The organism is Serratia sp. DD3, from assembly GCF_000496755.2.
Genome location: NZ_AYKS02000071.1, coordinates 70,107 through 96,329, shown reverse-complemented (window position 1 = coordinate 96,329; position 26,223 = coordinate 70,107). Strand labels below are relative to the sequence as shown.

Sequence of the window (26,223 nt, the reverse complement as noted above, 5' to 3'; positions counted from 1 at the left end):
TTTATACCCACAATACTCACATGGAGGTACAGTGTTCCGGATATCTGATCTGACAGATCTGCGTGCACTATCTGAATCCTCAGAGCTGGAGTTTAAATTGGCTCAAGGGAAAGATGGTAGAGGCAAGTTGCCGGATGACTTCTGGCCAACTTATAGCGCCATGGCAAATTGTCGCGGTGGATATGTTGTTTTAGGTATTCGTGAAAAGAAAGGTGAGTTCACTGTTGCGGGTATTCCGGATGTTAATACCGTCAAAAAGCAGCTCTTTGACCTTGCAGGCAGCAAGAAAAAGGTAAACGTTAATCTTCTTACTGATCAGCTTGTTCAAACTGTCAAATTAGACGGCAAAGAGATACTTGTCATTGAGGTACCGATTGCAAGACGTGAGCAAAAACCAGTCTATTTAAACAATCAACCAATAACAGAAACATGGTTCAGAATGCATGAAGGTGACCATCGTTGTTCTGAAGAACAAGTTCGCAGGATGATGGCTGAACAAGTTGAAGAAAGCCGTGATAACCGCATTGTCCAGAACTTCGATATGAACGATATAAACCTAGAGAGTCTTCTGGCCTATCGAAACCTTCTTTCAGCCTCTAATCCAGTCCATCCCGCGTTAGAGCTAGACAATTTTGCATTCTTACGCAGCATCGGCGGATATAGAAAAGATCGCCAAACAGGTACTGAAGGTATGACTTTGGCAGGCATCCTCATGTTTGGAACATGGGAGGCCATACAAGACGTAGCTCCAAACTATTTCGTAGATTACCAAGAACGACCAGAAGCGAGAACAGAGAGAAGGTGGGTTGATAGACTCTGCCCTGATGGAACGTGGTCGGGTAACGTATTCGATTTCTACAGGCGTACATACCGAAAACTAATAGCCGACTTGAAAGTGCCTTTTGAACTAAAAGAAGGTATCAGGCAAGACGATACACAAATACATACCGCTCTGCGTGAAGCGCTGGTAAACACCTTGGTACATGCGGACTATACAGGCCGGATTTCAATCATGGTCGTAAAAAGACCTGATTTATTCGGCTTTCGCAATCCTGGGCTCATGCGTGTACCTCTTGAACAAGCGATAAAAGGTTACGAGAGCGATTGCCGTAATCGTCTTATGCACCAGATGTTTTTGATTATCGGTGCTGGGGAGCGCTCAGGCTCAGGGATTCCCAAAATATTTAGTGGTTGGAAGTTGGCCAACTGGCGTCTCCCCCGGTTGTATGAAAAAACAGAACCGGAACAAACACTGCTTGAACTCTCTATTGGTAACCTTGTCTCGGAAGAAACAGCGGCTCTTCTGCATTCCAAATTCGGAGACAAAGTTGATCACCTAAGCGAGCTTGAACGCAGTATCGTAATTACAGCAGCGGTAGAAAAATGGATAGATCATGAACGGGCTTGCCAACTCACCAGCTTGCATTCTCGTGAAGTTACTCTTACGCTTCCTCGCCTCGTAACTGGCGGTTTTTTGATTCCACACGGTGAAAAAAGAAACAAATCATACACATTACCAGGGCAAGAGCTCCCCTCTCCTGAAGATGTTTTTGGTGTTAATCCGTTATCAACAAGCACACCCGATTCCCTACACGGCCAAATCATCACGGATAATACCTCTTTGATCACGGATAGCAGCTACTTGATCACGGATAACGACGAGATAATAACGGATAACGAGCAAGAACGAGACGATCTGGGCCGTTTTGTTACAGACAAACTTCCTTATCCTTATATCGACAACCTCGATCACCTTTCTTTGTCGCTAAGGCAGCAACTAGAAGCAGCATCAGCATTAGCAAGAGAGAAAAAAAGACTCTCAAATGAAGTTATGGATGAAATTATCCTTGCGCTTTGCGCAGGCCATTACATGCCGCTTAGTATTATTTCTAAACTGATGTCCCGCACCCCACAAAACTTGCGAGAGAAACAACTAGTTCCTTTAGTAAGGATGGGAAAAATTCGTTTAGCCTTTCCTCATGCAAGAAGACATAAACGGCAGGGCTACATAGCTTGTGAAGTGGTGAATACCAGCATGTGTACAAAAAACAGCCCGAAAAGGTGAGCATTCCTTTTTACCGTGTACACAAGGGTGTACACAATAGAAAAGCGCATTATAAGAAATCCAGTAATCAAAAGGATTTTAAGCCGACACTCAATGTATAAATCCAATATCGAGTAACCATTCAGGAAGCATCAACAAGCCGCATAAATCCAGAATTCCCGCATAACAGCGGGATTTTTGCTTGTTATGGAGCAGTATAAGGCAGCAATAAAACGCAACGTTTACATGAGATTGTCGGATGAGTGCGCATTTACCTGATGGCAGCCACGAAGCAAAACCGGAATGTATCGGATCATTTCGTTGAAGCCACCTAAAAGGTCACTCTTGGTTCTGGGGCTCAACGCGAATTAGATGATATTCATCTATCTCGGTATGCTACTACGATTTTTGCTCACCCAGTGGCGAGAGCCTGGACGGTTGTTTAGCACCAATGCCAGCCAGTAGTTCGGTAAGCGATAACACCATGGTGGAACGTACCATCTGTTGATAGCGCTGGTGTTGCATGGCAATCAACGACTCATCCGCTTCACTCGGCTGTAAAAAGGTGGGTACTGGGGGGAGTTCACTCACACAGTGCAGTTCACCAAAGGGCCCCAGGATTTCATCATCAATAAAGCGATATTCAGTGCCATCATGATTCAACTCTTCGCGCATTGCCATCAGCAACTCGGCATCTTCATATTCATGCCGTGAAATAACCCCCAGGCCATACATCAGTTTAAGGCGAACTGAGAGTTCACCAAGCGGGCCAGCACCAGACAATAGGGGTTCGACGGCATACTTCACCGCATAATCGTCTTTACGAAATACCTGCACCACTAATACGTTCAGTGCTTCGGCTAACAACTCGACCGCTGCGATCAGAAAGCTACGTACCGTTTTGCCAGCATTCAGTTTTTCCAATACTTTGTTTTCAAATGCCTTTGTGTCAATCATCGTCACTTTTCGAACAGCATTAGGGGTGCCCTTTCTTAGCGGAAATCAATATAGGCCAGGGCAAAAAAATTTGCCCTGCATCCTAACCGTTATCCGTGAAGTAAGGGAGTGTTTATTGACACCGATTTATTGCGCCATGGAATTTACTGCGACTGCATGGTGTTATACGCAGCCACCGCCTCTTCCACCACCTTGCTGTCAGCCGGTAAGCCAGAAATTTGTATCAGTGCCGCTTTTGGCCCCAGTTTTTCCAGCAATTCTACCAACTCTTTGGCCTGCGGGTCTTGTTCACTGCGGTAACTCATGGCGGCCGCAATCCCTTTTATCAGGTTGCCATGTGGCAAATCGTATTCCAATGTTCCCAACAATGGCTTAATCAAGCGGTCGCCTGCACTGAGTTTACGCAGTGGCTGGCGCCCAACACGCTCAACATCATCATGCAGATAGGGGTTTTCAAAGCGAGAGAGGATTTTGTTGATATAAGCGGCATGTTTATCCGCATCAAAGCCATAACGCTTGATCAACACCGCACCACTCTCTTCCATCGCCCCTCGTACCACCTGACGAACTTGTGGGTCGAGAATAGCATCACGAATCGTCAGTAAGTTGGCGCGCTGCCCCAGATAAGCCGTGATTGCATGGCCAGTATTAAGAGTGAACAACTTGCGTTCAACGAACGCCATCAGGTTGTCAGTCAACTCCATACCCGCAATAGCAGGCGGGGGCCCCTTGAACTGAGTCTGATCCACAATCCATTCGCTGAACGTTTCCACGGTAACTTCCAGCGGATCGCTGCTGTTGGCTTCCGCGGGTGGCACGATACGGTCTACGGCAGAATCCACAAACCCGACATGCTGCTCAACCCAAGCCTGCTCATCCTGCGGCAATACGTCGAAAACAGAGTGCTTGAGCTGGCTGGTGCCGCGCACCATATTTTCACAAGCAATGATATTGAGTGGCTGGGTGTTTCCTTGTTGATGGCGTTTAATCAACCCCTTGGCAATAGTCCCGGCGATTTTAGCCAAGACCTGTGGGCCAACTGCTGTTGTCACAATATCCGCCTCAGCAATCAAATCCACCGCCTGCTCACTGCCGCTGTTAACCGCACTGACATTATTCACTTGTTCAATACGTGATTCATCACCTACCACGTGTACCTGGTAGCTTTTACGTTGGTTCAGTTCATCCAACAACGTCTGGTTAACGTCAGCAAAAGTCAGTTCGGCATGAGCATCAGCCAGTAACTTGCCGATGAACCCACGGCCGATATTACCCGCGCCGAAGTGTAATGCTTTCATAGTTCTACCTTTGTTAATATCGAAGGGTGCACACCCGGTGCACCCTTTAAAACAGTGCTGTGATATTAGCTCTTCTTACTACCAAGTAGTTCCAAAACTTCTTGGACGCTTGCCGTATTAGCTAACCGCTCAATAACCGTTTCATCATCCAATGCATTGGTTAGACAAGTAATCACCTGAATATGCTCATTATTACGGGCTGCAATACCAATCACCAGACGGGCAACCTCATCCTCACCGTCACCAAAACGCACGCCTTGCGGATATTGACAGAACACCACGCCAGTACGCAGTACGCGATCTTTCGCTTCGATGGTGCCATGTGGTACGGCAATCGACTCTCCCAAGTAGGTAGAAGTGAGCTTTTCACGCTCCAGCATCGCCTCTACGTATTCAGGTTCCACATAGCCGCCCTTCACCAATTGCTCACCAGCAAAGCGAATTGCCTGCTGTTTGTCGCTAGCCTGTAGACCGAGGAACACATTATTTTCACTCAATTTAAACAGGTTCTTTTCGCTAGCTTCAAAGCTGTCATCCAACGTTGAAATCACTTTCTGTTCTGTTTCGCTGGTTTTGTGAGCGGCTAGCAGGCGTGCGGTCAAATCACTGTATAACTGACTGTCCAGGAAATTGGTTAATGAAATATGCTGTGCTTGTGGTGCATGACGCATGGCACGTTCCGTCAAATCACGGTGGGTAATCACCAGATCGACATCTTCCGGCAAACTGTTGATCGCGCAATTGGTAACAGAGATATTTTTCAGTCCTGCATCTGTCACTTTCTTACGCAGAACACCCGCCCCCATCGCACTGGAACCCATACCCGCATCACAAGCCACAATAATTTTACGCACGGTACTCAGATCACCATCTACCGCTCCATTAGGCGCTTTAGCTCCTTTGGATTGCGCCTTCATCTCCTGCATACGACGGGTGGCTTGTTCCAGACCCTCTTCCTCTTTAACTTTCGACGTTTTCAGCAGGAAAGAAGAAACCAGGAAGGAGACCAGGAAAGCAGCGAAGATGGCAGCCAAATTGGCGAAATAGGCCCCTTTTGGCGTCATTGCCAATACGGCCAGAATCGACCCTGGGGAAGCCGGCGATACCAGACCCCCATTCAACACCGTCAGCGTGAATACGCCTGTCATACCACCCAGAATCACCGCCAGCAGCAGGCGTGGATTCATCAGTACATAAGGGAAGTAAATTTCATGGATACCACCCAGGAAGTGGATGATAGCGGCACCACCAGCAGACTGTTTGGCACTACCACGGCCAAAGAACATATAAGCCATCAAGACTCCCATACCTGGGCCCGGGTTGGCTTCAATCAGGAAGAAGATAGACTTGCCAGCCTCTGAGGCTTGCTGAATACCCAGCGGCGAGAAGATACCGTGGTTGATGGCGTTGTTCAGGAACAGAATTTTTGCTGGTTCAACAAAGATCGAGGTCAATGGCAGCAGGTTATTAACCACCATGACATGTACACCCGCCGCCAGAATTTTGGAGAGCGCTTCGACCAATGGCCCAATCCCCATAAAGGAGATAAGTGCCAGCAGCATACCGATGATACCGGCGGAGAAGTTGTTCACCAACATCTCAAAACCACTTTTGATCTTGCCATCTACCCAGCGGTCAAAATGCTTAATCGCCCAACCACCCAGCGGACCCGCGATCATGGCACCGAGGAACATCGGGATATCAGCACCCACCACGACACCCATGGTGGTAATTGCACCAACCACACCACCACGATCGCCACCCACCAATTTACCGCCGGTATAACCGATCAACAGTGGCAACAGATAGGTGATCATTGGCCCAACCAGCTTGGCCAATGTCTCATTTGGCACCCAACCGGTAGGGATAAATAATGCGGTGATAATACCCCAGGCGATAAATGCGCCGATGTTGGGCATAACCATATTGCTTAGGAAACGGCCAAAGTTTTGCACTTTAACCTTGATATCTGGTGAAAACATAAAACACCCCCCTATTGCTACGCGCTGACAATAAGAGCGCGCATTCATTGTTGTCATATCCAGCCGTGTTGCTGCTGTTTGCGAAATGGACTCTACCACGCTCCTCTGACTACGCGAACCTCACCCAAGAAACGTGATTAAAATCACACAACAGAGGGGGTTAACCCAGTGGATTTAGTGATTGAAATCACAATTACTTTCGATATTAGAAATAATAGACACCAATAAAGCGTCACCGCCAGCCAATAACGTGATTAAAATCACGTTATTGGCCGAAGGGTTTGTTCTTAAATTGATACATTGATCACGATTTATTTTACGCACCACAAGCGAACCGCGCTCTTGAATGGGATCTTCCCTGCGGCACCCACTCTGCCAGAGAGCTGACCAGGCAAACTCAGCGACCCACATCTCTGGCTGACACTCAAAGCCATTTTTCATGCCGGCAAAAAGAAACACTGATCCACAAATCCAATTCTGGATCCTTTATAACCTGGACAATACGCTCACGAATCAAATCCAACTGGCTGATGCCGATATGTTCCATGCTTTCTGGCAGAACGACATAGATCTCCAAGAATAATCCGCGACCTATACGTGTTTCATAGTGGGAATATTTGATGAAGCCGTATTCACGGCTAAGTTGTTGCATTAACTCTTCCACCTTTTTATCCAATGCTGCAGGTGTCATCATCAGAACTTCTTTTATGGCATTAAAGATTATTTTGGCCGGCATTGGCATGACAAACAGGATCAGGACTGCCAGTATCATCGAATCCACATAGGGGACCAGATAGGCAAAGCGCGTGTCTTGTAAAAACCAGGCGAGGATAAAAGCGACAAAGATCGCGGCACTGATCGCTGTGGAGATCATCCAGCCCCGCACGTCCAACTCGACCAGTGGGGAAGATATCCCTTTGTTAGCGTTTTTTTGTTTCAAAAATATCGCAAAACAAATGACGGTGATACTAAAGGCATAGGCTATCGCCCACCCTAACTCAAAATGATTTCCCCCTCCCAAAAGACTTTGAATCGCGTTAATAAAAGCATACAGACAGAGTAACAACAGTAGGCTGCCGTTAAATACCAGAACCAAGGGTTCTACGTGCCAAAAACCGTATTGAAAACGGCGACTGCTCGGGTTTTGCCCGATTAGCCGTAATACGAATAACGCCAAGCCGGATAGGGTCGCATCCAATATGGCGTACATACCATCAAACATGATCGATCTTGAGCCGGTAATAAAACCGAAGGTGATACTCAAACAAGATATCCCAAGAGCACCATAAATTGAGCGCCTTAAAAGCTGTTGTTCACGTTGAGTACTGGGCACGATAATGACCTCCAACTGACCGAATGGCTCTGTTCCCGTATTTTACGGCGCTGTTGAATATACCCATCGTCAAACAAGTCGCCGGGGTATTCAAAAAGCCAGATGTTTTATCCTGCAAGTTAATTGAACTTGGCCATAGTTATGCTTCGACCACGCGTTTTCGGCCCGATAACTGAAGTGTAGTATAGAGATCAGGGTACGGAAGGATGACAAGGCGTTGAAAAAAGGGGAACCCATACTCAGGTACATTCAAACTACAGCCTGAAAGCCGCTCGAATGTACCTGGATAGTTTTGCTTACTGCATCACTGCCTGCACCGTTTTCTGTGCATTGAGCCAATCCTGCTGCTTAGCCACCAGATTGGACATCATGGTGTTGTACTGCGCCACCTGCTGCTGAGTACGGAACTGTACACCGCCATTATTGAAACTCACCTGATTACCCTGAGCCTGCAAGAAATCCCCAACTAGCACCAGTTCCTGAACAAAACTGCTGGTGGTTGGGATCACTGGCATCAAGCTATTGCTTGGTGTGGTAACAATCTTGTCATACACCTGGCTATACACCGCTTTCAAATCATCAGGTTGCTTCAACGCGGCACGGGCGCTATCCGCCTGTAACTTCGCTGACTGTATCTGTTGACCCAACAGGTTCAATGCACCCAACGATTGCTGCAAGGTATCGCGCTTAGCGATATAGTCTTGTGCGGTGCGAATTTGATTAATCTGTTCCAGTGCTGGTGTCAGACTTGCCTCAACCGATTTCGACAATTGCTGAGAAAAACCCACCAGAATGGCGTAATCACTCACATAAGTGCCAAATTTCTGTTTTTGGTCTTCACTCAACGTTGGAATGTGTACACCGCTACGCATCACCGTATTATGTAAATAATCAATAAACGCTTTACGCTGTTCTGGCTCTTTATCGCCGCAGGCGGTCAGTTGCATCACGACCAACAATGCAAATACCGGTGCCAACCAACGCGAAAAGCCTCTGCTTTGGATCCCTACCGCCATGTGACATAACTCCCGTTATTAATGTCTCTTTTATCTGGCTCCATGCCTTATGTTGCACTCCGTTGCAGATAAGAATAGATCAACTCCCTGCTATAGGATACGTGATTCAACGTTCAGCCCAGAATAACCGACGGATTCTCATGATGATGAAAAAGCGCCCTCAGGCGCCTTTTCATTAATACTTTACCCTTACTGCAACACCGAAATATCCGCTACTTGCAGGAACAGCTCACGCAACTTACTCAGCAACGTCAAGCGATTCACCCGCACCGCATCATCTTCAGCCATCACCATCACACTGTCGAAGAACGCATCAACCGTCTCACGCAACGCCGCCAGTTCAACCAATGCTTCCTGATAACGACCTGCAGCAAACAAAGGTTCCAGCTTGTCACGCAACACCACCAGATGAGTGGCTAATTTCAGCTCTGTCGGCTCTTTCAATACCGAGGCTTGAACCTGATCCAGCAATACATCGTTGGATTTGGCTAAGATATTGGAAACACGCTTGTTAGCCGCAGCCAACGCGGTGGCCTCAGCCAAGGTACGGAAATGTGTTACCGCCTTCACCCGTGCATCAAAGTCTGCCGGCCGGGTTGGGCGACGCGCCAATACCGCCTGGATAGTATCCACTGCATGGCCTGCTTCCTGATACCAGGTACGGAAACGCCCCAACATAAAGTCGATGACATCATCCACCACCTTGGCATTGGTCAGCTTGCTGCCATACAGGCGCGCAGCCTCTTCGGTCAGGGTTTGCAAATCCAGTGACAGGTTTTTCTCAACGATGATACGCAGCACGCCCAACGCAGCACGGCGTAAAGCAAACGGGTCTTTATCACCTTTTGGATGCTGGCCAATACCAAAAATACCGACCAGCGTGTCCATTTTGTCAGCGATTGCCAACGAGCAAGCCACCAGCGATTGAGGCAGTTCATCACCCGCAAAGCGTGGCTGATACTGCTCGTTAAGCGCAACAGCTACGTCCTCGGCTTCACCATCATGGCGTGCGTAGTGCATCCCCATCACACCCTGAGTATCGGTGAATTCGAACACCATATTGGTCATCAGGTCGCACTTCGACAGCAGCCCGGCACGCGTTGCGTGATTAACATCAGCACCAATCTGGCCCGCAATCCAGCCGGCCATGGCTTGAATACGGTCAGTCTTATCACGCAGGGTACCCAACTGCTGCTGAAACAGTACCGTTTCCAGGCGCGGTAAATGATCTTCCAGACGCTTCTTGCGGTCAGTATTAAAGAAGAATTCAGCATCCGCCAAACGAGGACGCACCACTTTCTCATTACCAGAGATGATTTGCTGCGGGTCTCGGGACTCAATATTGGCGACGAAGATAAAATTCGGTAACAGTTTGCCAGCGGCATCGTAGACCGGAAAATATTTCTGGTCACCCTTCATGGTATAAACCAACGCTTCAGCAGGCACTGCCAGGAATTTCTCTTCAAATTTTGCCGTCAGCACCACCGGCCACTCAACCAATGAAGTCACTTCCTCCAGCAGGCTCTCACTCAGATCGGCTTTTCCACCAATCTTCTGTGCTGCCAGTTCAGCATCACGTTTAATCAACGCCTTGCGGGTTGCGTAATCGGCGATCACTTTACCGCGCTCCTGCAGGATTTGCGGATACTGATCGGCGTTCTCAATAGTAAACTCTGGCTCACCCATAAAACGGTGACCACGAATGGTGCGAGCCGAATCGATGCCCAGCACGGTGCCTGGGATCAGTTCTGCCCCTAGCAGCATGGTCACCGTATGTACCGGACGCACGAACTGGGTTTCTTTATCACCCCAACGCATCAATTTGGGAATCGGCAGCTTTGACAGTGCCGTGCTCACCATACCGGCCAACAGTTGCTGTGCGGATTGGCCTTTAACATGGGCGCGATACAGTAACCATTCACCTTTATCGGTCACCAGGCGTTCAGCTTGATCAACGGTAATGCCGCAACCACGCGCCCAGCCCTCAGCGGCCTTACTGGGCTGACCGCTGGCATCGAATGCCTGAGCGATGGCCGGGCCACGTTTTTCAATTTCACGGTCAGCCTGTGCCGCGCTGAGTTTAGCCACTTTTAATGCTAGGCGACGCGGAGCAGCAAACCAGCTCACTTCGCCATGTGCCAAGCCGGCATTATCAAGTTCAGCCGTAAAATCTGCAGCAAAAGCTTCTGCCAGTGAGCGAAGAGCCTTCGGCGGCAGCTCTTCGGTGCCGATTTCCACCAGGAAAGTCTGTTGAGTCATAGCTGCCTCTTACTTCTTATTACACATCGGGAAGCCTAACGCTTCGCGGGAAGCGTAGTAGGCCTCGGCAACGGCTTTGGTCAGCGTGCGGATACGCAAAATATAACGTTGACGTTCGGTGACCGAGATCGCCTTACGCGCATCCAGCAAATTGAAGGTATGGGCCGCTTTGAGAATACGTTCATACGCAGGTAATGGCAGGGGGTTTTCCAACGCCAATAGGGTTTGCGCTTCCTTTTCGTATTGCTCAAAACAGGAAAACAGGAAATCTACATCCGCATACTCAAAGTTGTAGGTGGATTGCTCCACTTCGTTTTGATGGAACACATCGCCATAGGTGGTGATACCCAATGGCCCGTTGCTCCAAATCAAATCGTAGACGCTATCCACACCCTGGATATACATCGCCAGGCGTTCCAGACCGTAAGTGATCTCGCCGGTGACCGGTTTACATTCCAAACCACCAACCTGTTGAAAATAGGTGAACTGGGTCACTTCCATCCCGTTCAACCACACTTCCCAACCTAATCCCCAGGCCCCTAGTGTCGGGTTTTCCCAGTTATCTTCAACAAAACGGATATCGTGAATAGCAGGATCCAACCCCAGTTCTTTCAATGAACCCAGGTACAGTTCCTGAATATTTTCCGGTGAGGGTTTAATCACTACCTGGAATTGATAATAGTGTTGCAGGCGGTTGGGGTTTTCCCCATAACGGCCATCGGTCGGGCGACGTGAAGGTTGCACATAGGCCGCAGCCATTGGCTCCGGGCCAAGAGCACGCAAGCAGGTCATCGGGTGAGATGTTCCTGCGCCAACTTCCATGTCCAAAGGTTGAACAATAGTGCAACCCTGGCGCGCCCAATAGTCCTGCAGTGTCAGGATCAGACCCTGAAAGGTCTTGGTATCAAACTTTTGCATGTTGAATTCGCACGCGATACAAGTGGATTTAATAGAGGGGCTCAGTATACCTGTTGACCGTAAGATATACAGCCAGAATCCAGCAACAAGTCACAATCCCCCGATAAAAACCGTGGTGTGATATGCAAAAAGCCGGTTCAGCACGATACCCTAGTTCATTCAGCTTACCCCATGAGGCCCGAATAGCGACAGCAACAGGTTCAAGGTTGACGAGGCATCAAGGGAGTTTGCAAAATGCGGCACTTTAAACTCAGCGTTTTTGGGAGCATAGCCCACGCTATAAGTGAAGTGATATAGCGTAGCCAACACAAGTAACTTCAAGGATAATGTGTCAAACATTTTAAAATTCATTATGGACAGCTAAGTATGATAGAAGGCCTTGATAAAGATTGTCATTTATTATCAGAGAGTAAACCTAACGAACTCATTAATTCATCTATCAAAAGCTATCTAGAAAAAAAACTAAAAGAGTTTAATAATATAAAGTACGCTTATGCCATAATGAATAAAAAGAACCCTGCTGATTTTTCAGTGATTTCAAATAGAACTGAATGGTTTGATTTTTATGTCAATAACAACTTTCAGTATATCGACCCGGTTTTAGTGACTGCATCACATCGAGTTACCCCATTTTTTTGGGATAAAAACATCATGATTAACTCGGGAATTAAACTGCCAAAAATATTTAATATGGCGAAAAGTTATGATGTTACTCATGGTTATACCTTCGTGTTGCATGACCATCTTCATCATCTGGCGGTTTTATCTATTATCATAGATAGCCATTGTGATAATAGTGTTGAACCGCTGATTAGAGATAAGCAAGATAGTTTACAGCTATTGTTGATGAAAACGCATGAAAAACTCATTAACACTTCTCAAGAACTGAATAATGCTAACTACTTTGAGAAAATAAACCAGAGAAATTTCTTTTCCCCTCGCGAGAATGAAATTATTTATTGGGCAAGCATGGGGAAATCCTATCAGGAAATTGCACTTATCTTAGGAATTAAACTCACCACAGTAAAATTTCATATTGGAAATGCAGTTAAAAAGTTAGGCGTTAACAATGCCAAGCATGCCATAAGGCTCAGTGTTGAATTGCAGCTAATCAGGTCGGTTCGCTAATGTAGCCAAACTTTCAGATAAAATTGCTCAAAAACCATTTGACTAAAAAAAATAAAAAGGAAGAGGGTAAAATGCATAAAAATATACTCTCACCCCTTCTTTGATTGGGTGAGAGAAACTGTTGACAGGCACTCTATGATTTACAATAATGTTTAAGAATTTTCCCTGGTGTTGGCCAATTTGGCACCTGATCCTTTAATCGGGATCAGTTTTTTTTGCTTAAAATTCTTGTTATTGTTGTTACGCACTAACGATAAAGTTTTTTGTTACTGAATGATAGTTATACTAAAGTACAGTCACCCACTATACTTTTTCGGTAACAGGCCCGCATCAGGCACCGTACCAGCGTTTGTGGCACCCTATGCCGACTTCAAACTACCAGGTAGTCCTTATCTATGGTGCCTTCCCGCTAAGCCAATCATCAGAAATGGTGCACTAACGCTATATACTCGGGTCACTGCGTCAGTAAAAAACGAAATAAGAATAAGGAGTATCGGCATGGATAATCAACGTTGCGGTTGGGTTACCGCTGACCCATTATATCTTGAGTACCACGATAAAGAATGGGGCACCCCAACCACGGATGCACGCGAACTGTTCGAAATGTTGTGTCTGGAAGGGCAACAGGCTGGCCTCTCTTGGATCACGGTGCTGAAAAAACGTGAAAACTACCGCCGTGCTTTCCACAATTTTGACCCAACACGTATCGCTGCCATGAACGAACAAGATGTGGCGTTATTGCTGCAAGACAGCGGGATTATCCGCCATCGCGGCAAGATTGAAGCCATCATTGCCAATGCCAAAGCTTATCAAGCCATGGAACTAGCGGGGGAAAATTTTTCTACCTTTATCTGGCAATTTGTCGGAGGTAAACCGCAACTGAACCACTGGCAAGCCCTAAACGAAGTGCCCGCTCAAACAGAGATTTCTGTTGCCATGTCCAAGGCATTGAAAAAGCGCGGCTTCAAATTTATCGGTTCAACCATCTGCTATGCCTTTATGCAGGCCTGCGGCTTGGTAAACGACCATGTTACTGGTTGTTTTTGCCACCCGGAGAATACCAAAGATGATACGCACCGCAACGTCCGCCGACCTTGACGTGCTGATGGTGCTCTGGCTAGAAAGCACCACCCGTGCTCATCCCTTTGTGCCATCTGACTATTGGCAGCAAAGTGCTCAACTGGTACGGGATAACTATTTGCCCCGGGCTAAAACTTGGGTGTATCTGCATAACCAGCAAATTGTCGCTTTTATCAGCATATTGGATGAGCGCTTTATTGGCGCTCTGTTTGTTGACCATCACTTTCATGGCAAAGGGGTGGGGGCAGCATTAATGGCCTGCGTACAACATCATTATCGTTGGCTTAGCCTGGAAGTGTATGAGGATAACCAACGAGCTTGCGCCTTCTACTACAAACAAGGGTTCCGCGAAATGCAGCGTCTGTTTAACCAAGAAACTCAAGCCCATACGCTGATCATGAATTGGCCTGCTACTTAATTTCAATAAACTGGCATGGGTCGGTCCGTAGATTGATCGATTAGGATAGGATGAACTTGAATGAACTGAGCTGGCAGAGGTTGATCACTCCCGTAAAACAACCCGCTATTCTTCCCGTTTTGTGATTGATATCATATTTTTCTCTTCTGTCACTTTTTAATGGGATCGGTTCCATTTATGGTGGCGATACTGATAACAGTGGCAATATTTCCAGCTTAATCTCAAAAACTCACAGGCAATCTGTAAGTTACAACAGTGTTTAATCATTTTCCCTGGTGTTGGCCAATTTGGCACCTGATCCTTTAATCGGGATCAGTTTTTTTGCTCCTAAGCAATGATAGTAAAAGCTAAACTGAATGATGTTATCAGTCGCCACTCCGCTCCCCCTATATATTCATCGCCATTCAAGTCGCAACGGTACCCGGGTACCCTGGTTCACACTAATTAATTGATTTATTATAGCTATATCGTTCTCTCGTTGGAGTTTTTAATGAAGCCTTCAGTCATATTGTATCGGAGTATTCCTGCCGACCTGCATCAGCGGCTGGACAAGCACTTCACGGTACATGCTTTCGATGATTTACCCCCAGATAATACCCCTGCGTTTGAGACTGCATTACAACAAGCTGAAGGGATTATCGGTTCTGGCGGCAAAATTGATGAAGCCTTTCTGCAACGGGCACCTAAACTACGTGCTGCTTCAACGATTACAGTAGGTTACGATAACTTTGACCTCGAAGCGCTTAATGCCCACCAAGTATTATTGATGCATACCCCGAGCGTATTAACAGAAACCGTGGCCGATACCATCATGGCCTTGATGTTGGCCACGGCACGTCGCGTGGTTGAAGTCGCCGAGCGAGTGAAAGCGGGTGAGTGGCAAAATAACATTGGGCCCGAGTGGTATGGTGTTGATGTTCATCATAAAACTATTGGCATCCTCGGTATGGGGCGCATCGGGCTGGCATTGGCACAACGGGCACACTTAGGCTTTAACATGCCAGTGTTATATAACGCCCGCCGCACCCATCAACAGGCCGAACAAAATTTCAACGCCCGCCGTTGCGATCTTGATACTCTGCTGGCTGAGTCAGATTTTCTCTGCATCACACTCCCGTTAACTAGCGAAACCTTCCATATGATCGGCCATGAACAGTTGGCGAAAATGAAGAAAAGCAGCATTTTGATCAATGCAGGGCGAGGGCCGGTGGTTGATGAGCAAGCGCTTATCGAGGCCTTGCAGAACGGTACTATTCACGCTGCCGGGTTGGATGTTTTTGAGCAAGAACCGTTATCGGTGAATTCACCACTACTGCAATTGCCCAATGTGGTTGCTGTGCCCCATATCGGTTCTGCCACTCATGAAACCCGCTATGGCATGGCTGAATGTGCTGTGGATAACCTGATTGCCGCACTCACAGGCCAGGTAACAAAAAATTGCGTTAATCCCCATTTACTGATTAACCCCTATTAACGACTTGACCTCTATTCACTACAAAGGTGATAGATACCCGTGTTACTCTTTTAGCTGTAAAAATTAATTAGCGTTTTATGCTATAAAAAGTACATATCATGATACTTCACGTCGCCAGATAAAATATCTGCTTAATTGCACCTGCTTTTATCTGGCGGTATGGTGGAGCCCTACTGACCAATAACAATTCTGCGGCACCTATGACTTTTTCTCTTTTCGGCGATAAATTTACCCGTTATGCCGGTATCACCCGCTTAATGGACGACCTGAATGATGGTCTGCGCACCCCAGGCGCCATCATGCTCGGCGGTGGAAACCCTGCAAAAATTCCAGAAATGGAAAGTTACTTCAAGCAACTGTGCCAAGATATGCTCGAAAATGGCAAATTGACTGAAGCACTATGTAACTACGATGGCCCACAAGGCAAAGACCTCTTACTGTCAGCACTGGCTAATCTGCTACAGAAAGAGTTTGATTGGCCCATCGGGCCACAAAATATTGCGCTAACAAACGGCAGTCAAAGCGCATTTTTCTACTTATTCAATTTGTTCGCAGGCCGCTACGCAGAAGGGAAACGCCGCCGCGTGTTATTCCCACTGGCTCCCGAGTACATCGGTTATGCTGATGCCGGGTTGGATGAAGGGGTATTTGTCTCCGCCAAACCCAATATAGAGTTCCTGCCAGACGGCCAATTTAAATATCACATCGATTTTGAGCATTTAACGATCGGTGACGATATTGGCATGATCTGCGTTTCACGCCCGACCAACCCGACAGGTAATGTGATCACCGACGAGGAACTGAACAAACTCGATCTATTGGCACAGCAGCACGATATACCTTTGGTGATTGATAACGCTTATGGCGTACCTTTCCCGGGCATTATTTTCAGCGACGCAACGCCATTATGGAACCCCAATATCATTCTGTGCATGAGCCTGTCTAAACTCGGCCTGCCAGGTTCACGTTGTGGCATCGTTATAGCCAATGAACGGGTAATTACCGCCCTGACCAATATGAATGGCATTATCAGCCTGTCGCCAGGAAGCATCGGCCCAGCGCTGGCGGCAGAAATGATTGAGCGTGGTGATCTGTTACGTCTGTCTAATGAAGTGATCGGCCCGTTCTACAAACAGCGTGTTGAACAGACCATTGGCATTATTCGCCGTTATCTGTCACCAGAACGTTGCCTGATCCACAAACCGGAAGGGGCTATTTTTCTCTGGTTATGGTTTAAGGATCTGCCCATCACCACAGAATTACTCTACCAACGCCTGAAGAAACGTGGGGTCCTGATGGTGCCAGGCCACTATTTCTTCCCAGGACTGGAACAGGAATGGCCACATACCCACCAATGTATGCGTATGAACTATATCCCTGACCCAGCAAGCATTGAACAGGGTGTGATGATCTTGGCAGAAGAGGTTGAACGAGCACATCAAGAAGCGGGTTAAAGAACCAAGGGGCTCTGAAGAGCCCCTGAATCTACCACCTTGAAAAACATCACTACATGATCTTGAAAAACACCATTACATGGCCCAAAACAGCACGGCCAACAATTGCGGAGACATAATACGCAGGAACATTGCCAACGGATAAACCGTGGCATAAGAGAGTGCCGCTGCACCACTGGTGGGATGCAGGCCATTGGCAAAGGCCAGGGCAGGTGGATCAGTCATCGACCCTGCCAACATGCCAGATAGTGTCAGGTAGTTCATTTTGCCCATCACCCGGGCTAATATACCCACGGTGATTAAGGGAATGGCAGTGATCAACGCACCATAGCCAATCCAGGCTAACCCTTCACCATGGATCAGGGTGTTAATAAAGTTACCGCCCGACTTCAACCCCACCACCGCCAGGAACAATACAATACCCAACTCACGCAACGCCAGGTTAGCACTGGGGGGCATAAACCAGTAAAGTTTGCCGATACTGCCAATACGCCCCAGGATCAAAGCCACCACCAGTGGCCCGCCAGCCAACCCCAACCGCAACGCCGCCGGGAAGCCAGGAATAAACAACGGAATAGAACCCAGCAGCACCCCTAACCCGATGCCAATAAACACTGGCAACATTTGTACCTGTTGCAACTTCTGCTTGGCGTTACCAACAATCGCCGCCACGACCTCGATAGATTCTGGCCGCCCTACCAGGTTGAGAATATCCCCGAACTGCAGCGTGACATTACTGCCTGCCACCAGCTCAACACCAGCACGGTTAAGGCGCGAAATCACCACGTCATATTTCTGCTTAAAATTCAGATCGCGAACTTTTTTACCCAAGACCTTTTCGTTGGTCACCACGGCACGAACCACCTGCAGAGCAGTACCCTTGGTAGAAAGTGACACATCCACTTCCTCACCGATCACCAAGCGCGCGTTCTCCAACTCTTCACGCTTACCCACCAGGTGAAGAAAATCCCCTAACTCCAACATTTCTTGCGGTGATGGCACCATCAACAGGTCGCCCCGCTTCAGGCGCGAGCAGATGATGTCATCGCTGTTAAGTAATGGCACATTTTTGATGGCCAGACCTTGCAGGTTAGGGTTACGTACCGCCACATTCATGGTCTGCAGCAGTTCGCGATTGTTGCCCATGCTGTTTTCAAACTCTTTCGCTTCTTGTTCAATATTGATACGAAAGAACAGCCGGATAAGCCACATCACCAGTAGAATGCCACAGATACCAAATGGATAGGCCATGGCATACCCCATCCCCATACGATCAACCAGTGCTGGATCCGACCCTAAATCGGTCAGTATCTGTTGCCCGGCACCCAGTGCTGGCGTATTGGTCACCGCACCCGAGAACACCCCAAGAATAATCGGTAATGGTACCGCAAACAGTTTGTGGACTGCCGCTGCGACCACCCCGCCCATAAGCACCAGCAAAATGGCAAAGCCATTTAACCGGAGACCAGAGACGCGCAGGGAAGAGAAGAAACCAGGCCCAACCTGGATACCGATGGTGTAAACAAACAGGATCAGCCCAAACTCCTGAATAAAGTGCAACATATCGCCGTTGAGGTCTATCTGATAAGTCTGTGCAAAGTGCCCGACAATGATACCGCCAAACAAGACGCCACCTATCCCTAAACCCACGCCATACACTTTCCAGTTGCCAATCCATAACCCGAGAATAGCCACTAACGCCAGCATACTGACGGTCAGGGCGATATCACTCATACGTCACATCCTTAACAAAAGTTTAATAACCAATATGTGGTAAAAATCACAATTTAAAACGCAACCTAACTAGGTTAGAGGGATTCTGGCATAAACTTTGAGGGGGTAATGTGGGGTATTCCACATTAATGTGACAGGGGAGGCCATTCAGACCTCCCCACCATGATTTTCTTTTTATTCAGCCAGTTACTTGACTTCTAGCTCTGGAGTGCTACTGATGCTGATCCGTTGTGGCTGTAAGGCTTCCGATACATGGCGCACCAGCTCAATATGCAGCAGGCCATTTTCAAATTTGGCCTCGGAAACCTGCATGTGTTCCGCCAAGGTAAAAGTCAAAGTGAATTCTTTGCACTCCCATCCTTGATGCAGATATTCCACCTGTTTTTCTGGTGGCGTGGGTTTACCGCGTATCGATAAACGTGGACCTTCCACTTCAATATCCAACTCACTCTGTTTGAACCCGGCCAACGCCAGAGAAATGCGGTAGTGGTTATCGTCACTCTTCTCTATGTTGTAGGGGGGAAACCCTTGGGGTTCCTGCCCACCCATTGAGCTGGCCAGCTTGTCAAAACCGATCCATTGACGCAAAAGTGGGGATAAATCGTAGTTACGCATGGTATTAACTCCTTCCAAGAAGCGAGATAGGTATTAATTTGCCCCCGAACTATCAGCAGGCAAGGTGGTGTTTCACCCACAGTGAAACGGAATTATTTAATTTCGATCCGACGCGGTTTTAATGTTTCCGGCACGATGCGCTGCAGATCGATATACAGCAAACCGTTTTCCAGCTTAGCCCCTTTAATTTGAATATGTTCGGCCAACTGAAATTTACGTTCAAAATTACGCTCGGCAATACCTTGGTATAAATAGGTTTTTTCAACGGCCTGATTATGGCGAGCACCACGCACAATCAGCAGATTGTCCTGGGTGATAATCTCCAGTTCCGGCTCGGCAAACCCGGCCACCGCGATGGCGATACGATAATTATTCTCATCAACCAGCTCAACGTTATACGGCGGATAGCCACCATTACCTTGATTTTGCCCGGTTTGCAGAGCATTAAACAGGCGATCAAAACCAATAGCAGAACGGTATAGTGGGGAAAGATCAAAATTGCTCATAAAACTGCCTCCTAAAACACTTCAGCGAGGTGGGTAATAACGTCTTCCATTATGGACAGACTCAAATGTGGACAAGCTCAACGCCAGAGTCCCTTTTCAGCGAACTCTTAAATTGGCGTTACCAAGAAAATGGGGCTGGGTTCACTTATTTCAACTCACCGGGTTAAAAAAATCGTCAAACATAAAGACGATAATTTGCCCATCACATACAATAAAGTGAGATAACCGCCACAGAGCTAAATTTTATATCTTTCAATCTATTCGTGAGCTGGTAAAAATTGATTTAACTTAATCATAAATCAGCAAATTTCGGCAGAAATCCACCTCAGGATGAGTCAATGAAATCAGTAAAGAGACTAACCACCAGCGGCCTGTGCTTACTCATCAGTGGCTGCTCCAGCGTGATGAGCCACACCGGTGGCGATCAGGGTTACTATCCTGGCACCCGTGCCAGCATAGATACGATGAAAAAAGAGGACACCAGTTGGGCCATGATGCCCCTGTTAGCCATCGATCTACCCTTCTCGGCAGTGATGGATACCATTTTGCTACCTTATGATTACCTCCGTTCGGATGATGATAAAACCACCCTGTCCCCCAAAGCACGTATCGAACGTGACGAGGCAAAAAATCTGTCTGAGAGCGGTAATCTAGGGCAGGGGATGCCAACGCCACCCCCCCCGAAGACCCAGAAATAGTTCCATGCCATTTAAAATCCTAAAGAGAACAGTATGAGCCTATTTGATGACATTGTTTCCGCCCATCAACAATTGCGCCCACAAGTCCGCGTCACCCCGTTGGAACACAGCGTGCTGCTTTCACAGCAATTAGGCTGCGAGCTCTATCTCAAGTGCGATCATTTACAACATACCGGCTCATTTAAGTTTCGTGGCGCCAGCAACAAACTACGGTTACTGAGTGAACAACAACGTCAACAAGGCGTGATTACCGCATCAACCGGTAACCATGGTCAAGCCGTTGCACTCGCGGGTAAATTAATGGGCGTCAATGTCACCGTCTATGCACCTGAAAGTGCCGCTACCATCAAGCTCGATACCATCCGTGCCTTAGGTGGCAAGGTGGAATTGGTCCCGGGTGACCCATTGAATGCCGAGTTGGCTGCGGAAAAGGCCGCACGCCAACAGCATAAAACCTATATTTCCCCTTATAACGATGCCGACGTAATTGCAGGCCAAGGCACCTGTGGGATGGAAATCATCGAACAGCAGCCAGAACTGGATGCGGTATTTGTTGCGGTGGGTGGCGGCGGCTATATTGCGGGAATGGGTACCGTTCTAAAAAAATTGTCGCCAAAAACACAACTTATTGCCTGCTGGCCAGAAAATGCCACCAGCATGTACAGCGCACTGGAGGCGGGGCATATCTACCCAGTGGAAGAACAAGAGACTCTCTCTGACGGTACTGCGGGGGGAGTGGAACCGGGTGCTATCACCTTCCCCCTGTGCCAACAGGTCATTGACCGTAAAGTATTGGTCAGCGAAGAGGAAATCAAACAGGCAATGCGCCTGGTTGCCAGTAGCGACCGTTGGATTATCGAAGGTGCTGCCGGCGTGGCCTTAGCCGCAGCCTGCAAATTGGCACCCGAGTTGCTAGGCAAAAAAGTGGCCGTGGTGTTATGTGGTAAAAATATTGTGCTGGAAAAATATTTGCAGGCAGTCAGCCATGAAAGTCATTAATAAAACACAAATTCTTGCTGCTTTTGATGCCGACAGCATCACCCAACTGCTAAAAACCGGTTTTATCGCCTACTCTGCGCGCCAGGTACAGATGCCACCAGTGCAACACTTTCGGTTTGAAGCTGCGGCAGGTGACTGTTGTATTAAATCCGCATGGCTGGAAAGGGAAGAATACTTTGTGGTGAAAGTGTCTTCTGGGTTTTACCACAATCCACAACAAGGGCTGCCTAGCAACCAAGGCTTAATGATGGCCTTTTCTGCGCAAACTGGCAAACCACAGGTGCTACTGTTGGATGAAGGCTGGCTGACAGCATTACGTACTGCCCTGGCTGGGCGCATCGCTGCGGAATTATGCGCACCGCAAAACGTGCAGGCCATTGGTATCGTGGGCACAGGAATGCAGGCATGGCTACAATTGCAACACCTTAAAACGGTCACCGACTGTCGCCAAGTGTGGCTTTGGGGTCGCAGCCCACATCACCTTGCTGACTATTGTCAACGGGCTGAAGCGGAAGGTTTTCAGGTAAATACCACCCAAAATGCCGCTGAACTGGCGGCACATTGCAATCTGATTGTGACCACCACGCCAAGCCGTGAACCCCTGCTGCAAGCAGAGGATATCCGCCCAGGAACACATATCACCGCCGTAGGGTCAGACGCTGAGGGAAAACAGGAGTTAGCAACGGCGTTGGTCGCCAAAGCTGACACCATCCTGGTGGATGCACTCAGTCAATGCAGTCAGTATGGTGAAATTGCTCGTGCCTATCAGCAAAATTTACTGGCGTCAGTAGCTGTGGTTGAGTTCGGAGAAATACTGGCTCGTGGCGAGCGGGTTAGAAAGAATGAACAACAGATCACCTTGGCCGACCTCACCGGGTTAGCCATTCAGGATGCTCAGATTGTGAAAGGAATTCTGGCAAAACTATAATACGAACTTCTCAATAGCGCGTGCCACGCCGTCTTCGGTGTTGGTACTCGTTACAAACTGGGCAATCTCTTTCAGTTCCGCGATCGCATTGCCCATCGCTACGCCAACACCAGCATATTCAATCATCGCAATATCGTTACCCTGATCCCCCAGCGCCATCACGTTTTGCTGTTTGATACCCAGATGATCCGCCAGCATTTTCACCCCAGCGCCTTTATCAACCCGCTGGTGCAAGATTTCCAGGTAAAAGGGGGCGCTTTTCATAATGGTGTAACGCTCGCCGGCTTCCGCTGGCAAATGAGCGATGGCATGCTCTAACAATTCAGGCTCATCAATCATCATCACTTTCGGGAAACGTAGGGTACGATCCATCTCCTCTACGCTACGGTATTTCAACGGAATACCGGTAATTCCCGCTTCACGAATGGTATATTTGCCAATGTTTTTATTCGGGGTATACAGGGTATCGAAATCAAATGCGTGATAATGCACCCCAAGCTGCCGCGCTAACTGCTCAAAATAGAGATAATCGTCAAAACTGAGGGTTTCTTGCAGAATGCAGGTTCCATCGGCGGCTTTAAGCACCAATGCACCGTTATAGGTAATACAGAAATCATCAGCGCCTTGCATATCCAACTGACATAGATAATCCTGCACCCCCACATAGGGCCGCCCTGTAGCCAGCACCACCTTCACCCCTTGAGCGCGCGCCGCACTAATCGCTTGCTTCACCGCTGGCGTGATCTGGTGTTGAGGGTTGAGTAACGTGCCATCCATATCAATTGCTATCAGTTCAATCGCCATACGAATTTCTCTTGGTAAGTTTCCTTGGTAGGTATCAGGTTGGTGCAAGGTGTTGGTAGACGATAACCTAGCCTGGCTAGAATTCAGCGAGACTAAAACGCAGCGATAAAAAATCCGCGCGGGAGCACCGGCGCGGATTTTCTGTTGCTGATTAACGCATTAAATATCGATGTTCGCCGCTTTCAGGGCGTTCTCTTCGATAAAGGCACGGCGTGGTTCAACTGCATCGCCCATCAGGGTGGTGAACAGTTGATCTGCGGCAATAGCATCTTTCACCGTCACTCGCAGCATACGGCGTTGTTCTGGGTCCATGGTGGTTTCCCACAATTGGTCTGGGTTCATTTCACCCAAGCCCTTATAACGCTGCACCGACAGACCACGGCGAGATTCTTTCACCAGCCATTCCAACGCTTGCTCGAAACCATTTACCGGCTGACGACGTTCGCCACGTTCAATAAATGCATCCTCTTCCAGCAAACCACGCAGTTTTTCACCCAATGTACAGATCTTGCGATATTCACCACCGTGGATGAAATCGAAGTCCAGAGGATAATCAGTATCGACGCCGTGAGTACGAACGCGCAGCACTGGCTCCAACATCTGACGTTCTGGGTTGTCAACCATGACAAAATCATAGCTGCTGCCATGCTGTTCGTTATCGTTGAGCAATTTCACCAGTGACTCGATCCAGGTTTTCACTTTAGCTTGGTCACTCAGATCATCTTCGCTCAAGGTAGGTTGATAGATTAGGTTGTTGAGTAAGGCACGCGGATAACGACGCTCCATTCGGCCAATCAGCTTTTGTACGCTGTAATGCTCAGCCACCAGTTTCTCCAACGGTTCCCCGGCCAATGGCGGTGCGACCTCATTGGTATGCAAGGTTGCCCCATCAAGCGCAATGGAAATCAGGTACTGGTCCATGGCCTCGTCGTCTTTAATATACTGTTCCTGCTTGCCTTTCTTCACCTTGTATAGCGGCGGTTGTGCAATAAACACATGACCACGCTCGATGATTTCCGGCATCTGGCGATAAAAGAAAGTCAGTAACAATGTACGGATATGCGAACCATCGACGTCAGCATCGGTCATGATGATGATGCTGTGATAACGAAGTTTATCTGGGTTGTATTCGTCGCGGCCAATGCCACAGCCCAGCGCAGTGATCAAGGTAGCCACTTCCTGCGAAGAGAGCATCTTGTCAAAACGCGCTTTCTCAACGTTAAGGATTTTACCTTTCAGTGGCAAAATCGCCTGGTTTTTGCGGTTACGCCCCTGTTTTGCCGAGCCCCCCGCAGAGTCCCCTTCCACCAGGTACAGTTCAGACAACGCCGGATCGCGCTCTTGGCAGTCCGCCAATTTGCCTGGCAAGCCAGCCAAATCCAGTGCACCTTTACGGCGTGTCATTTCACGCGCTTTACGTGCTGCTTCACGCGCTCGGGCCGCATCAATGATTTTACCAACAACGATTTTGGCGTCTGATGGGTTTTCCATCAGGTAATCCACCAGCTTCTCGTTCATCAGTGACTCAACTGCCGTTTTCACTTCCGAAGAGACCAGTTTATCTTTGGTCTGTGAAGAGAACTTCGGATCCGGCACTTTCACCGAAACGACGGCAATCAAACCTTCACGGGCATCATCACCGGTGGCACTGATCTTGGATTTTTTACTGTAGCCTTCTTTATCCATATAGCTGTTAAGGGTACGCGTCATCGCGGCACGAAAACCGACCAGGTGAGTCCCCCCATCACGCTGTGGGATGTTGTTGGTAAAACAGTAGATATTTTCCTGGAAACCATCGTTCCACTGTAGTGCCACTTCCACACCGATTTCATCTTTTACCGTTGAGAAGTAGAACACCGTTGGATGGATTGGCGTTTTGTTCTTGTTCAGATACTCAACGAACGCCTTGATCCCGCCCTCATAGTGGAAGTGGTCTTCTTTGTCGTTACGTTTATCTTTCAGACGAATAGAAACACCCGAGTTAAGGAACGACAGTTCCCGCAGGCGCTTGGCCAGAATATCGTATTCAAATTCGATGTTATTGGTAAAAGTCTGGTAACTCGGCCAAAAACGTACTGTGGTGCCGGTTTGGGTGGTCTCACCCACCACTTTCAGTGGCCCTTGTGGCTCACCGTGTTTATAGGTTTGCTCGTGCACTTTGCCTTCACGGCGGATCACCAGCTCAAGTTTCTCTGACAAGGCGTTAACGACGGAAACCCCCACGCCATGCAAGCCACCGGAAACTTTATAGGAGTTATCGTCAAACTTACCGCCGGCATGAAGAACAGTCATGATGACCTGTGCCGCAGAAACCCCTTCTTCTTCGTGAATACCGGTGGGAATACCGCGGCCATCATCCTGCACCGACACCGAGTTGTCAGCATGGATGGTCACCTGAATGTCATTACAGTGGCCAGCGAGGGCTTCGTCGATAGCGTTATCCACAACCTCAAACACCATGTGGTGCAGACCGGTGCCGTCATCAGTATCGCCGATATACATGCCTGGACGCTTACGCACAGCATCCAGCCCTTTTAATACCTTGATACTTGAAGAGTCATAAGAATTCGACATCAAC

The 26,223-nt window shown here is 48.1% G+C and carries 22 protein-coding genes and 1 pseudogene; 10 read left to right on the top strand and 13 right to left on the bottom strand.

Annotated elements, in window-relative coordinates; translation table 11 throughout:
• Nucleotides 1-31: 31 nt before the first annotated feature.
• Together IO95_RS12880 and dinD are read left to right on the top strand one after the other, a co-directional pair.
• Complete coding sequence (locus IO95_RS12880; protein WP_051791157.1) at nucleotides 32-2,065, top strand: RNA-binding domain-containing protein; 2,034 nt, start codon at nucleotides 32-34, stop codon at nucleotides 2,063-2,065.
• A gap of 281 nt (nucleotides 2,066-2,346) precedes the next feature.
• Nucleotides 2,347-2,442 (top strand): annotated as a pseudogene (gene dinD / locus IO95_RS26080) (DNA damage-inducible protein D); the annotation flags it as partial.
• Between the two features lies 1 nt (nucleotide 2,443).
• Here dinD and IO95_RS12875 read toward each other — a convergent pair.
• The 8 genes from IO95_RS12875 to glyQ all read right to left on the bottom strand — a co-directional run bounded on the left by IO95_RS12875 (nucleotide 2,444) and on the right by glyQ (nucleotide 11,807).
• Entirely contained in the window at nucleotides 2,444-3,001 is a 558-nt protein-coding gene (locus IO95_RS12875) for an MltR family transcriptional regulator (protein ID WP_023491294.1), read from the bottom strand.
• Nucleotides 3,002-3,144: 143 nt separating this feature from the next.
• Nucleotides 3,145-4,299 carry a mannitol-1-phosphate 5-dehydrogenase gene (locus IO95_RS12870; RefSeq protein WP_023491295.1) on the bottom strand — a complete coding sequence of 385 codons (1,155 nt, stop codon included), beginning with the start codon at nucleotides 4,297-4,299 and terminating at the stop codon, nucleotides 3,145-3,147.
• A gap of 65 nt (nucleotides 4,300-4,364) precedes the next feature.
• Nucleotides 4,365-6,281, bottom strand: a complete 1,917-nt coding sequence (locus IO95_RS12865; protein WP_037384843.1) for a PTS mannitol transporter subunit IICBA — start codon at nucleotides 6,279-6,281, stop codon at nucleotides 4,365-4,367.
• Nucleotides 6,282-6,455: 174 nt separating this feature from the next.
• Nucleotides 6,456-6,722 (bottom strand): hypothetical protein, encoded by a 267-nt coding sequence (locus tag IO95_RS12860; RefSeq protein ID WP_037384846.1) that lies wholly within the window; start codon nucleotides 6,720-6,722, stop codon nucleotides 6,456-6,458.
• Nucleotides 6,706-7,617 (bottom strand): cation transporter, encoded by a 912-nt coding sequence (locus IO95_RS12855; protein ID WP_037384984.1) that lies wholly within the window; start codon nucleotides 7,615-7,617, stop codon nucleotides 6,706-6,708. The genes IO95_RS12860 and IO95_RS12855 overlap by 17 nt, the downstream gene beginning before the upstream one ends.
• 293 nt (nucleotides 7,618-7,910) lie before the next feature.
• A complete protein-coding gene (locus IO95_RS12850; protein WP_037384849.1) occupies nucleotides 7,911-8,630 on the bottom strand; it encodes a DUF3053 domain-containing protein in 720 nt (239 codons plus the stop codon).
• Nucleotides 8,631-8,819: 189 nt separating this feature from the next.
• Complete coding sequence (gene glyS, locus IO95_RS12845) at nucleotides 8,820-10,889, bottom strand: glycine--tRNA ligase subunit beta (protein ID WP_023491269.1); 2,070 nt, start codon at nucleotides 10,887-10,889, stop codon at nucleotides 8,820-8,822.
• Nucleotides 10,890-10,898: 9 nt separating this feature from the next.
• A complete protein-coding gene (glyQ, locus tag IO95_RS12840) occupies nucleotides 10,899-11,807 on the bottom strand; it encodes a glycine--tRNA ligase subunit alpha (RefSeq protein ID WP_023491270.1) in 909 nt (302 codons plus the stop codon).
• Nucleotides 11,808-12,173: 366 nt separating this feature from the next.
• On the opposite strand from glyQ, the gene IO95_RS12830 reads away from it, so the two are divergent.
• The 5 genes from IO95_RS12830 to IO95_RS12810 all read left to right on the top strand — a co-directional run bounded on the left by IO95_RS12830 (nucleotide 12,174) and on the right by IO95_RS12810 (nucleotide 17,361).
• Nucleotides 12,174-12,935, top strand: a complete 762-nt coding sequence (locus IO95_RS12830) for a LuxR family transcriptional regulator (RefSeq protein ID WP_051791159.1) — start codon at nucleotides 12,174-12,176, stop codon at nucleotides 12,933-12,935.
• Between the two features lie 498 nt (nucleotides 12,936-13,433).
• On the top strand, nucleotides 13,434-14,033 hold the full coding sequence (locus IO95_RS12825) for a DNA-3-methyladenine glycosylase I (protein ID WP_023492868.1): 600 nt from the start codon (nucleotides 13,434-13,436) through the stop codon (nucleotides 14,031-14,033).
• Nucleotides 14,002-14,433, top strand: coding sequence for an N-acetyltransferase (locus IO95_RS12820; protein ID WP_037384854.1), 432 nt, complete (start codon nucleotides 14,002-14,004; stop codon nucleotides 14,431-14,433). Before IO95_RS12825 ends, IO95_RS12820 begins: the two co-directional genes overlap by 32 nt.
• Before the next feature lie 490 nt (nucleotides 14,434-14,923).
• Nucleotides 14,924-15,907 carry a glyoxylate/hydroxypyruvate reductase GhrB gene (gene ghrB / locus IO95_RS12815; RefSeq protein WP_023489186.1) on the top strand — a complete coding sequence of 328 codons (984 nt, stop codon included), beginning with the start codon at nucleotides 14,924-14,926 and terminating at the stop codon, nucleotides 15,905-15,907.
• A 200-nt stretch (nucleotides 15,908-16,107) separates the two neighbouring features.
• On the top strand, nucleotides 16,108-17,361 hold the full coding sequence (locus IO95_RS12810) for a valine--pyruvate transaminase (protein WP_023489187.1): 1,254 nt from the start codon (nucleotides 16,108-16,110) through the stop codon (nucleotides 17,359-17,361).
• Nucleotides 17,362-17,436: 75 nt separating this feature from the next.
• Here the strand turns inward: IO95_RS12810 and IO95_RS12805 are convergent, their stop codons facing one another.
• The 3 genes from IO95_RS12805 to ibpA form a co-directional block, all read right to left on the bottom strand.
• Complete coding sequence (locus tag IO95_RS12805) at nucleotides 17,437-19,095, bottom strand: putative transporter (protein WP_023489188.1); 1,659 nt, start codon at nucleotides 19,093-19,095, stop codon at nucleotides 17,437-17,439.
• A 186-nt stretch (nucleotides 19,096-19,281) separates the two neighbouring features.
• A complete protein-coding gene (gene ibpB / locus IO95_RS12800) occupies nucleotides 19,282-19,710 on the bottom strand; it encodes a small heat shock chaperone IbpB (protein WP_023489189.1) in 429 nt (142 codons plus the stop codon).
• Nucleotides 19,711-19,802: 92 nt separating this feature from the next.
• Nucleotides 19,803-20,216 (bottom strand): small heat shock chaperone IbpA, encoded by a 414-nt coding sequence (gene ibpA / locus IO95_RS12795; RefSeq protein WP_023489190.1) that lies wholly within the window; start codon nucleotides 20,214-20,216, stop codon nucleotides 19,803-19,805.
• Between the two features lie 338 nt (nucleotides 20,217-20,554).
• Between ibpA and IO95_RS12790 the strand changes: the two genes are divergently transcribed.
• Genes IO95_RS12790 through IO95_RS12780 form a run of 3 tightly spaced genes read left to right on the top strand, consistent with a single transcriptional unit; the run spans nucleotide 20,555 to nucleotide 22,841 of the window.
• Entirely contained in the window at nucleotides 20,555-20,914 is a 360-nt protein-coding gene (locus IO95_RS12790) for a YceK/YidQ family lipoprotein (protein ID WP_023489191.1), read from the top strand.
• A 33-nt stretch (nucleotides 20,915-20,947) separates the two neighbouring features.
• Nucleotides 20,948-21,913, top strand: coding sequence for a threonine/serine dehydratase (locus IO95_RS12785; protein WP_023489192.1), 966 nt, complete (start codon nucleotides 20,948-20,950; stop codon nucleotides 21,911-21,913).
• Complete coding sequence (locus IO95_RS12780; protein WP_023489193.1) at nucleotides 21,900-22,841, top strand: ornithine cyclodeaminase family protein; 942 nt, start codon at nucleotides 21,900-21,902, stop codon at nucleotides 22,839-22,841. The genes IO95_RS12785 and IO95_RS12780 overlap by 14 nt, the downstream gene beginning before the upstream one ends.
• On the opposite strand, the gene yidA is transcribed toward IO95_RS12780, so the two are convergent.
• Both yidA and gyrB read right to left on the bottom strand, forming a co-directional pair.
• Complete coding sequence (gene yidA, locus IO95_RS12775; protein ID WP_023489194.1) at nucleotides 22,836-23,645, bottom strand: sugar-phosphatase; 810 nt, start codon at nucleotides 23,643-23,645, stop codon at nucleotides 22,836-22,838. The two genes, IO95_RS12780 and yidA, sit on opposite strands and share 6 nt — an antisense overlap.
• A 159-nt stretch (nucleotides 23,646-23,804) precedes the next feature.
• Nucleotides 23,805-26,219, bottom strand: coding sequence for a DNA topoisomerase (ATP-hydrolyzing) subunit B (gyrB, locus tag IO95_RS12770; RefSeq protein WP_023489195.1), 2,415 nt, complete (start codon nucleotides 26,217-26,219; stop codon nucleotides 23,805-23,807).
• Nucleotides 26,220-26,223: the final 4 nt, after the last annotated feature.

Excerpts from the sequence above, each read along its gene's own strand:
- IO95_RS12875 (WP_023491294.1), bottom strand. The coding sequence starts at position 3,001 with ATGATTGACACAAAGGCATTTGAAAACAAAGTATTGGAAAAACTGAAT.
- IO95_RS12870 (WP_023491295.1), bottom strand. The coding sequence starts at position 4,299 with ATGAAAGCATTACACTTCGGCGCGGGTAATATCGGCCGTGGGTTCATC.
- IO95_RS12865 (WP_037384843.1), bottom strand. The coding sequence starts at position 6,281 with ATGTTTTCACCAGATATCAAGGTTAAAGTGCAAAACTTTGGCCGTTTC.
- IO95_RS12860 (WP_037384846.1), bottom strand. The coding sequence starts at position 6,722 with ATGAAAAATGGCTTTGAGTGTCAGCCAGAGATGTGGGTCGCTGAGTTT.
- IO95_RS12850 (WP_037384849.1), bottom strand. The coding sequence starts at position 8,630 with ATGGCGGTAGGGATCCAAAGCAGAGGCTTTTCGCGTTGGTTGGCACCG.
- glyS (WP_023491269.1), bottom strand. The coding sequence starts at position 10,889 with ATGACTCAACAGACTTTCCTGGTGGAAATCGGCACCGAAGAGCTGCCG.
- glyQ (WP_023491270.1), bottom strand. The coding sequence starts at position 11,807 with ATGCAAAAGTTTGATACCAAGACCTTTCAGGGTCTGATCCTGACACTG.
- IO95_RS12830 (WP_051791159.1), top strand. The coding sequence starts at position 12,174 with ATGATAGAAGGCCTTGATAAAGATTGTCATTTATTATCAGAGAGTAAA.
- IO95_RS12825 (WP_023492868.1), top strand. The coding sequence starts at position 13,434 with ATGGATAATCAACGTTGCGGTTGGGTTACCGCTGACCCATTATATCTT.
- IO95_RS12820 (WP_037384854.1), top strand. The coding sequence starts at position 14,002 with ATGATACGCACCGCAACGTCCGCCGACCTTGACGTGCTGATGGTGCTC.
- ghrB (WP_023489186.1), top strand. The coding sequence starts at position 14,924 with ATGAAGCCTTCAGTCATATTGTATCGGAGTATTCCTGCCGACCTGCAT.
- IO95_RS12810 (WP_023489187.1), top strand. The coding sequence starts at position 16,108 with ATGACTTTTTCTCTTTTCGGCGATAAATTTACCCGTTATGCCGGTATC.
- IO95_RS12805 (WP_023489188.1), bottom strand. The coding sequence starts at position 19,095 with ATGAGTGATATCGCCCTGACCGTCAGTATGCTGGCGTTAGTGGCTATT.
- ibpB (WP_023489189.1), bottom strand. The coding sequence starts at position 19,710 with ATGCGTAACTACGATTTATCCCCACTTTTGCGTCAATGGATCGGTTTT.
- ibpA (WP_023489190.1), bottom strand. The coding sequence starts at position 20,216 with ATGAGCAATTTTGATCTTTCCCCACTATACCGTTCTGCTATTGGTTTT.
- IO95_RS12790 (WP_023489191.1), top strand. The coding sequence starts at position 20,555 with ATGAAATCAGTAAAGAGACTAACCACCAGCGGCCTGTGCTTACTCATC.
- IO95_RS12785 (WP_023489192.1), top strand. The coding sequence starts at position 20,948 with ATGAGCCTATTTGATGACATTGTTTCCGCCCATCAACAATTGCGCCCA.
- IO95_RS12780 (WP_023489193.1), top strand. The coding sequence starts at position 21,900 with ATGAAAGTCATTAATAAAACACAAATTCTTGCTGCTTTTGATGCCGAC.
- yidA (WP_023489194.1), bottom strand. The coding sequence starts at position 23,645 with ATGGCGATTGAACTGATAGCAATTGATATGGATGGCACGTTACTCAAC.
- gyrB (WP_023489195.1), bottom strand. The coding sequence starts at position 26,219 with ATGTCGAATTCTTATGACTCTTCAAGTATCAAGGTATTAAAAGGGCTG.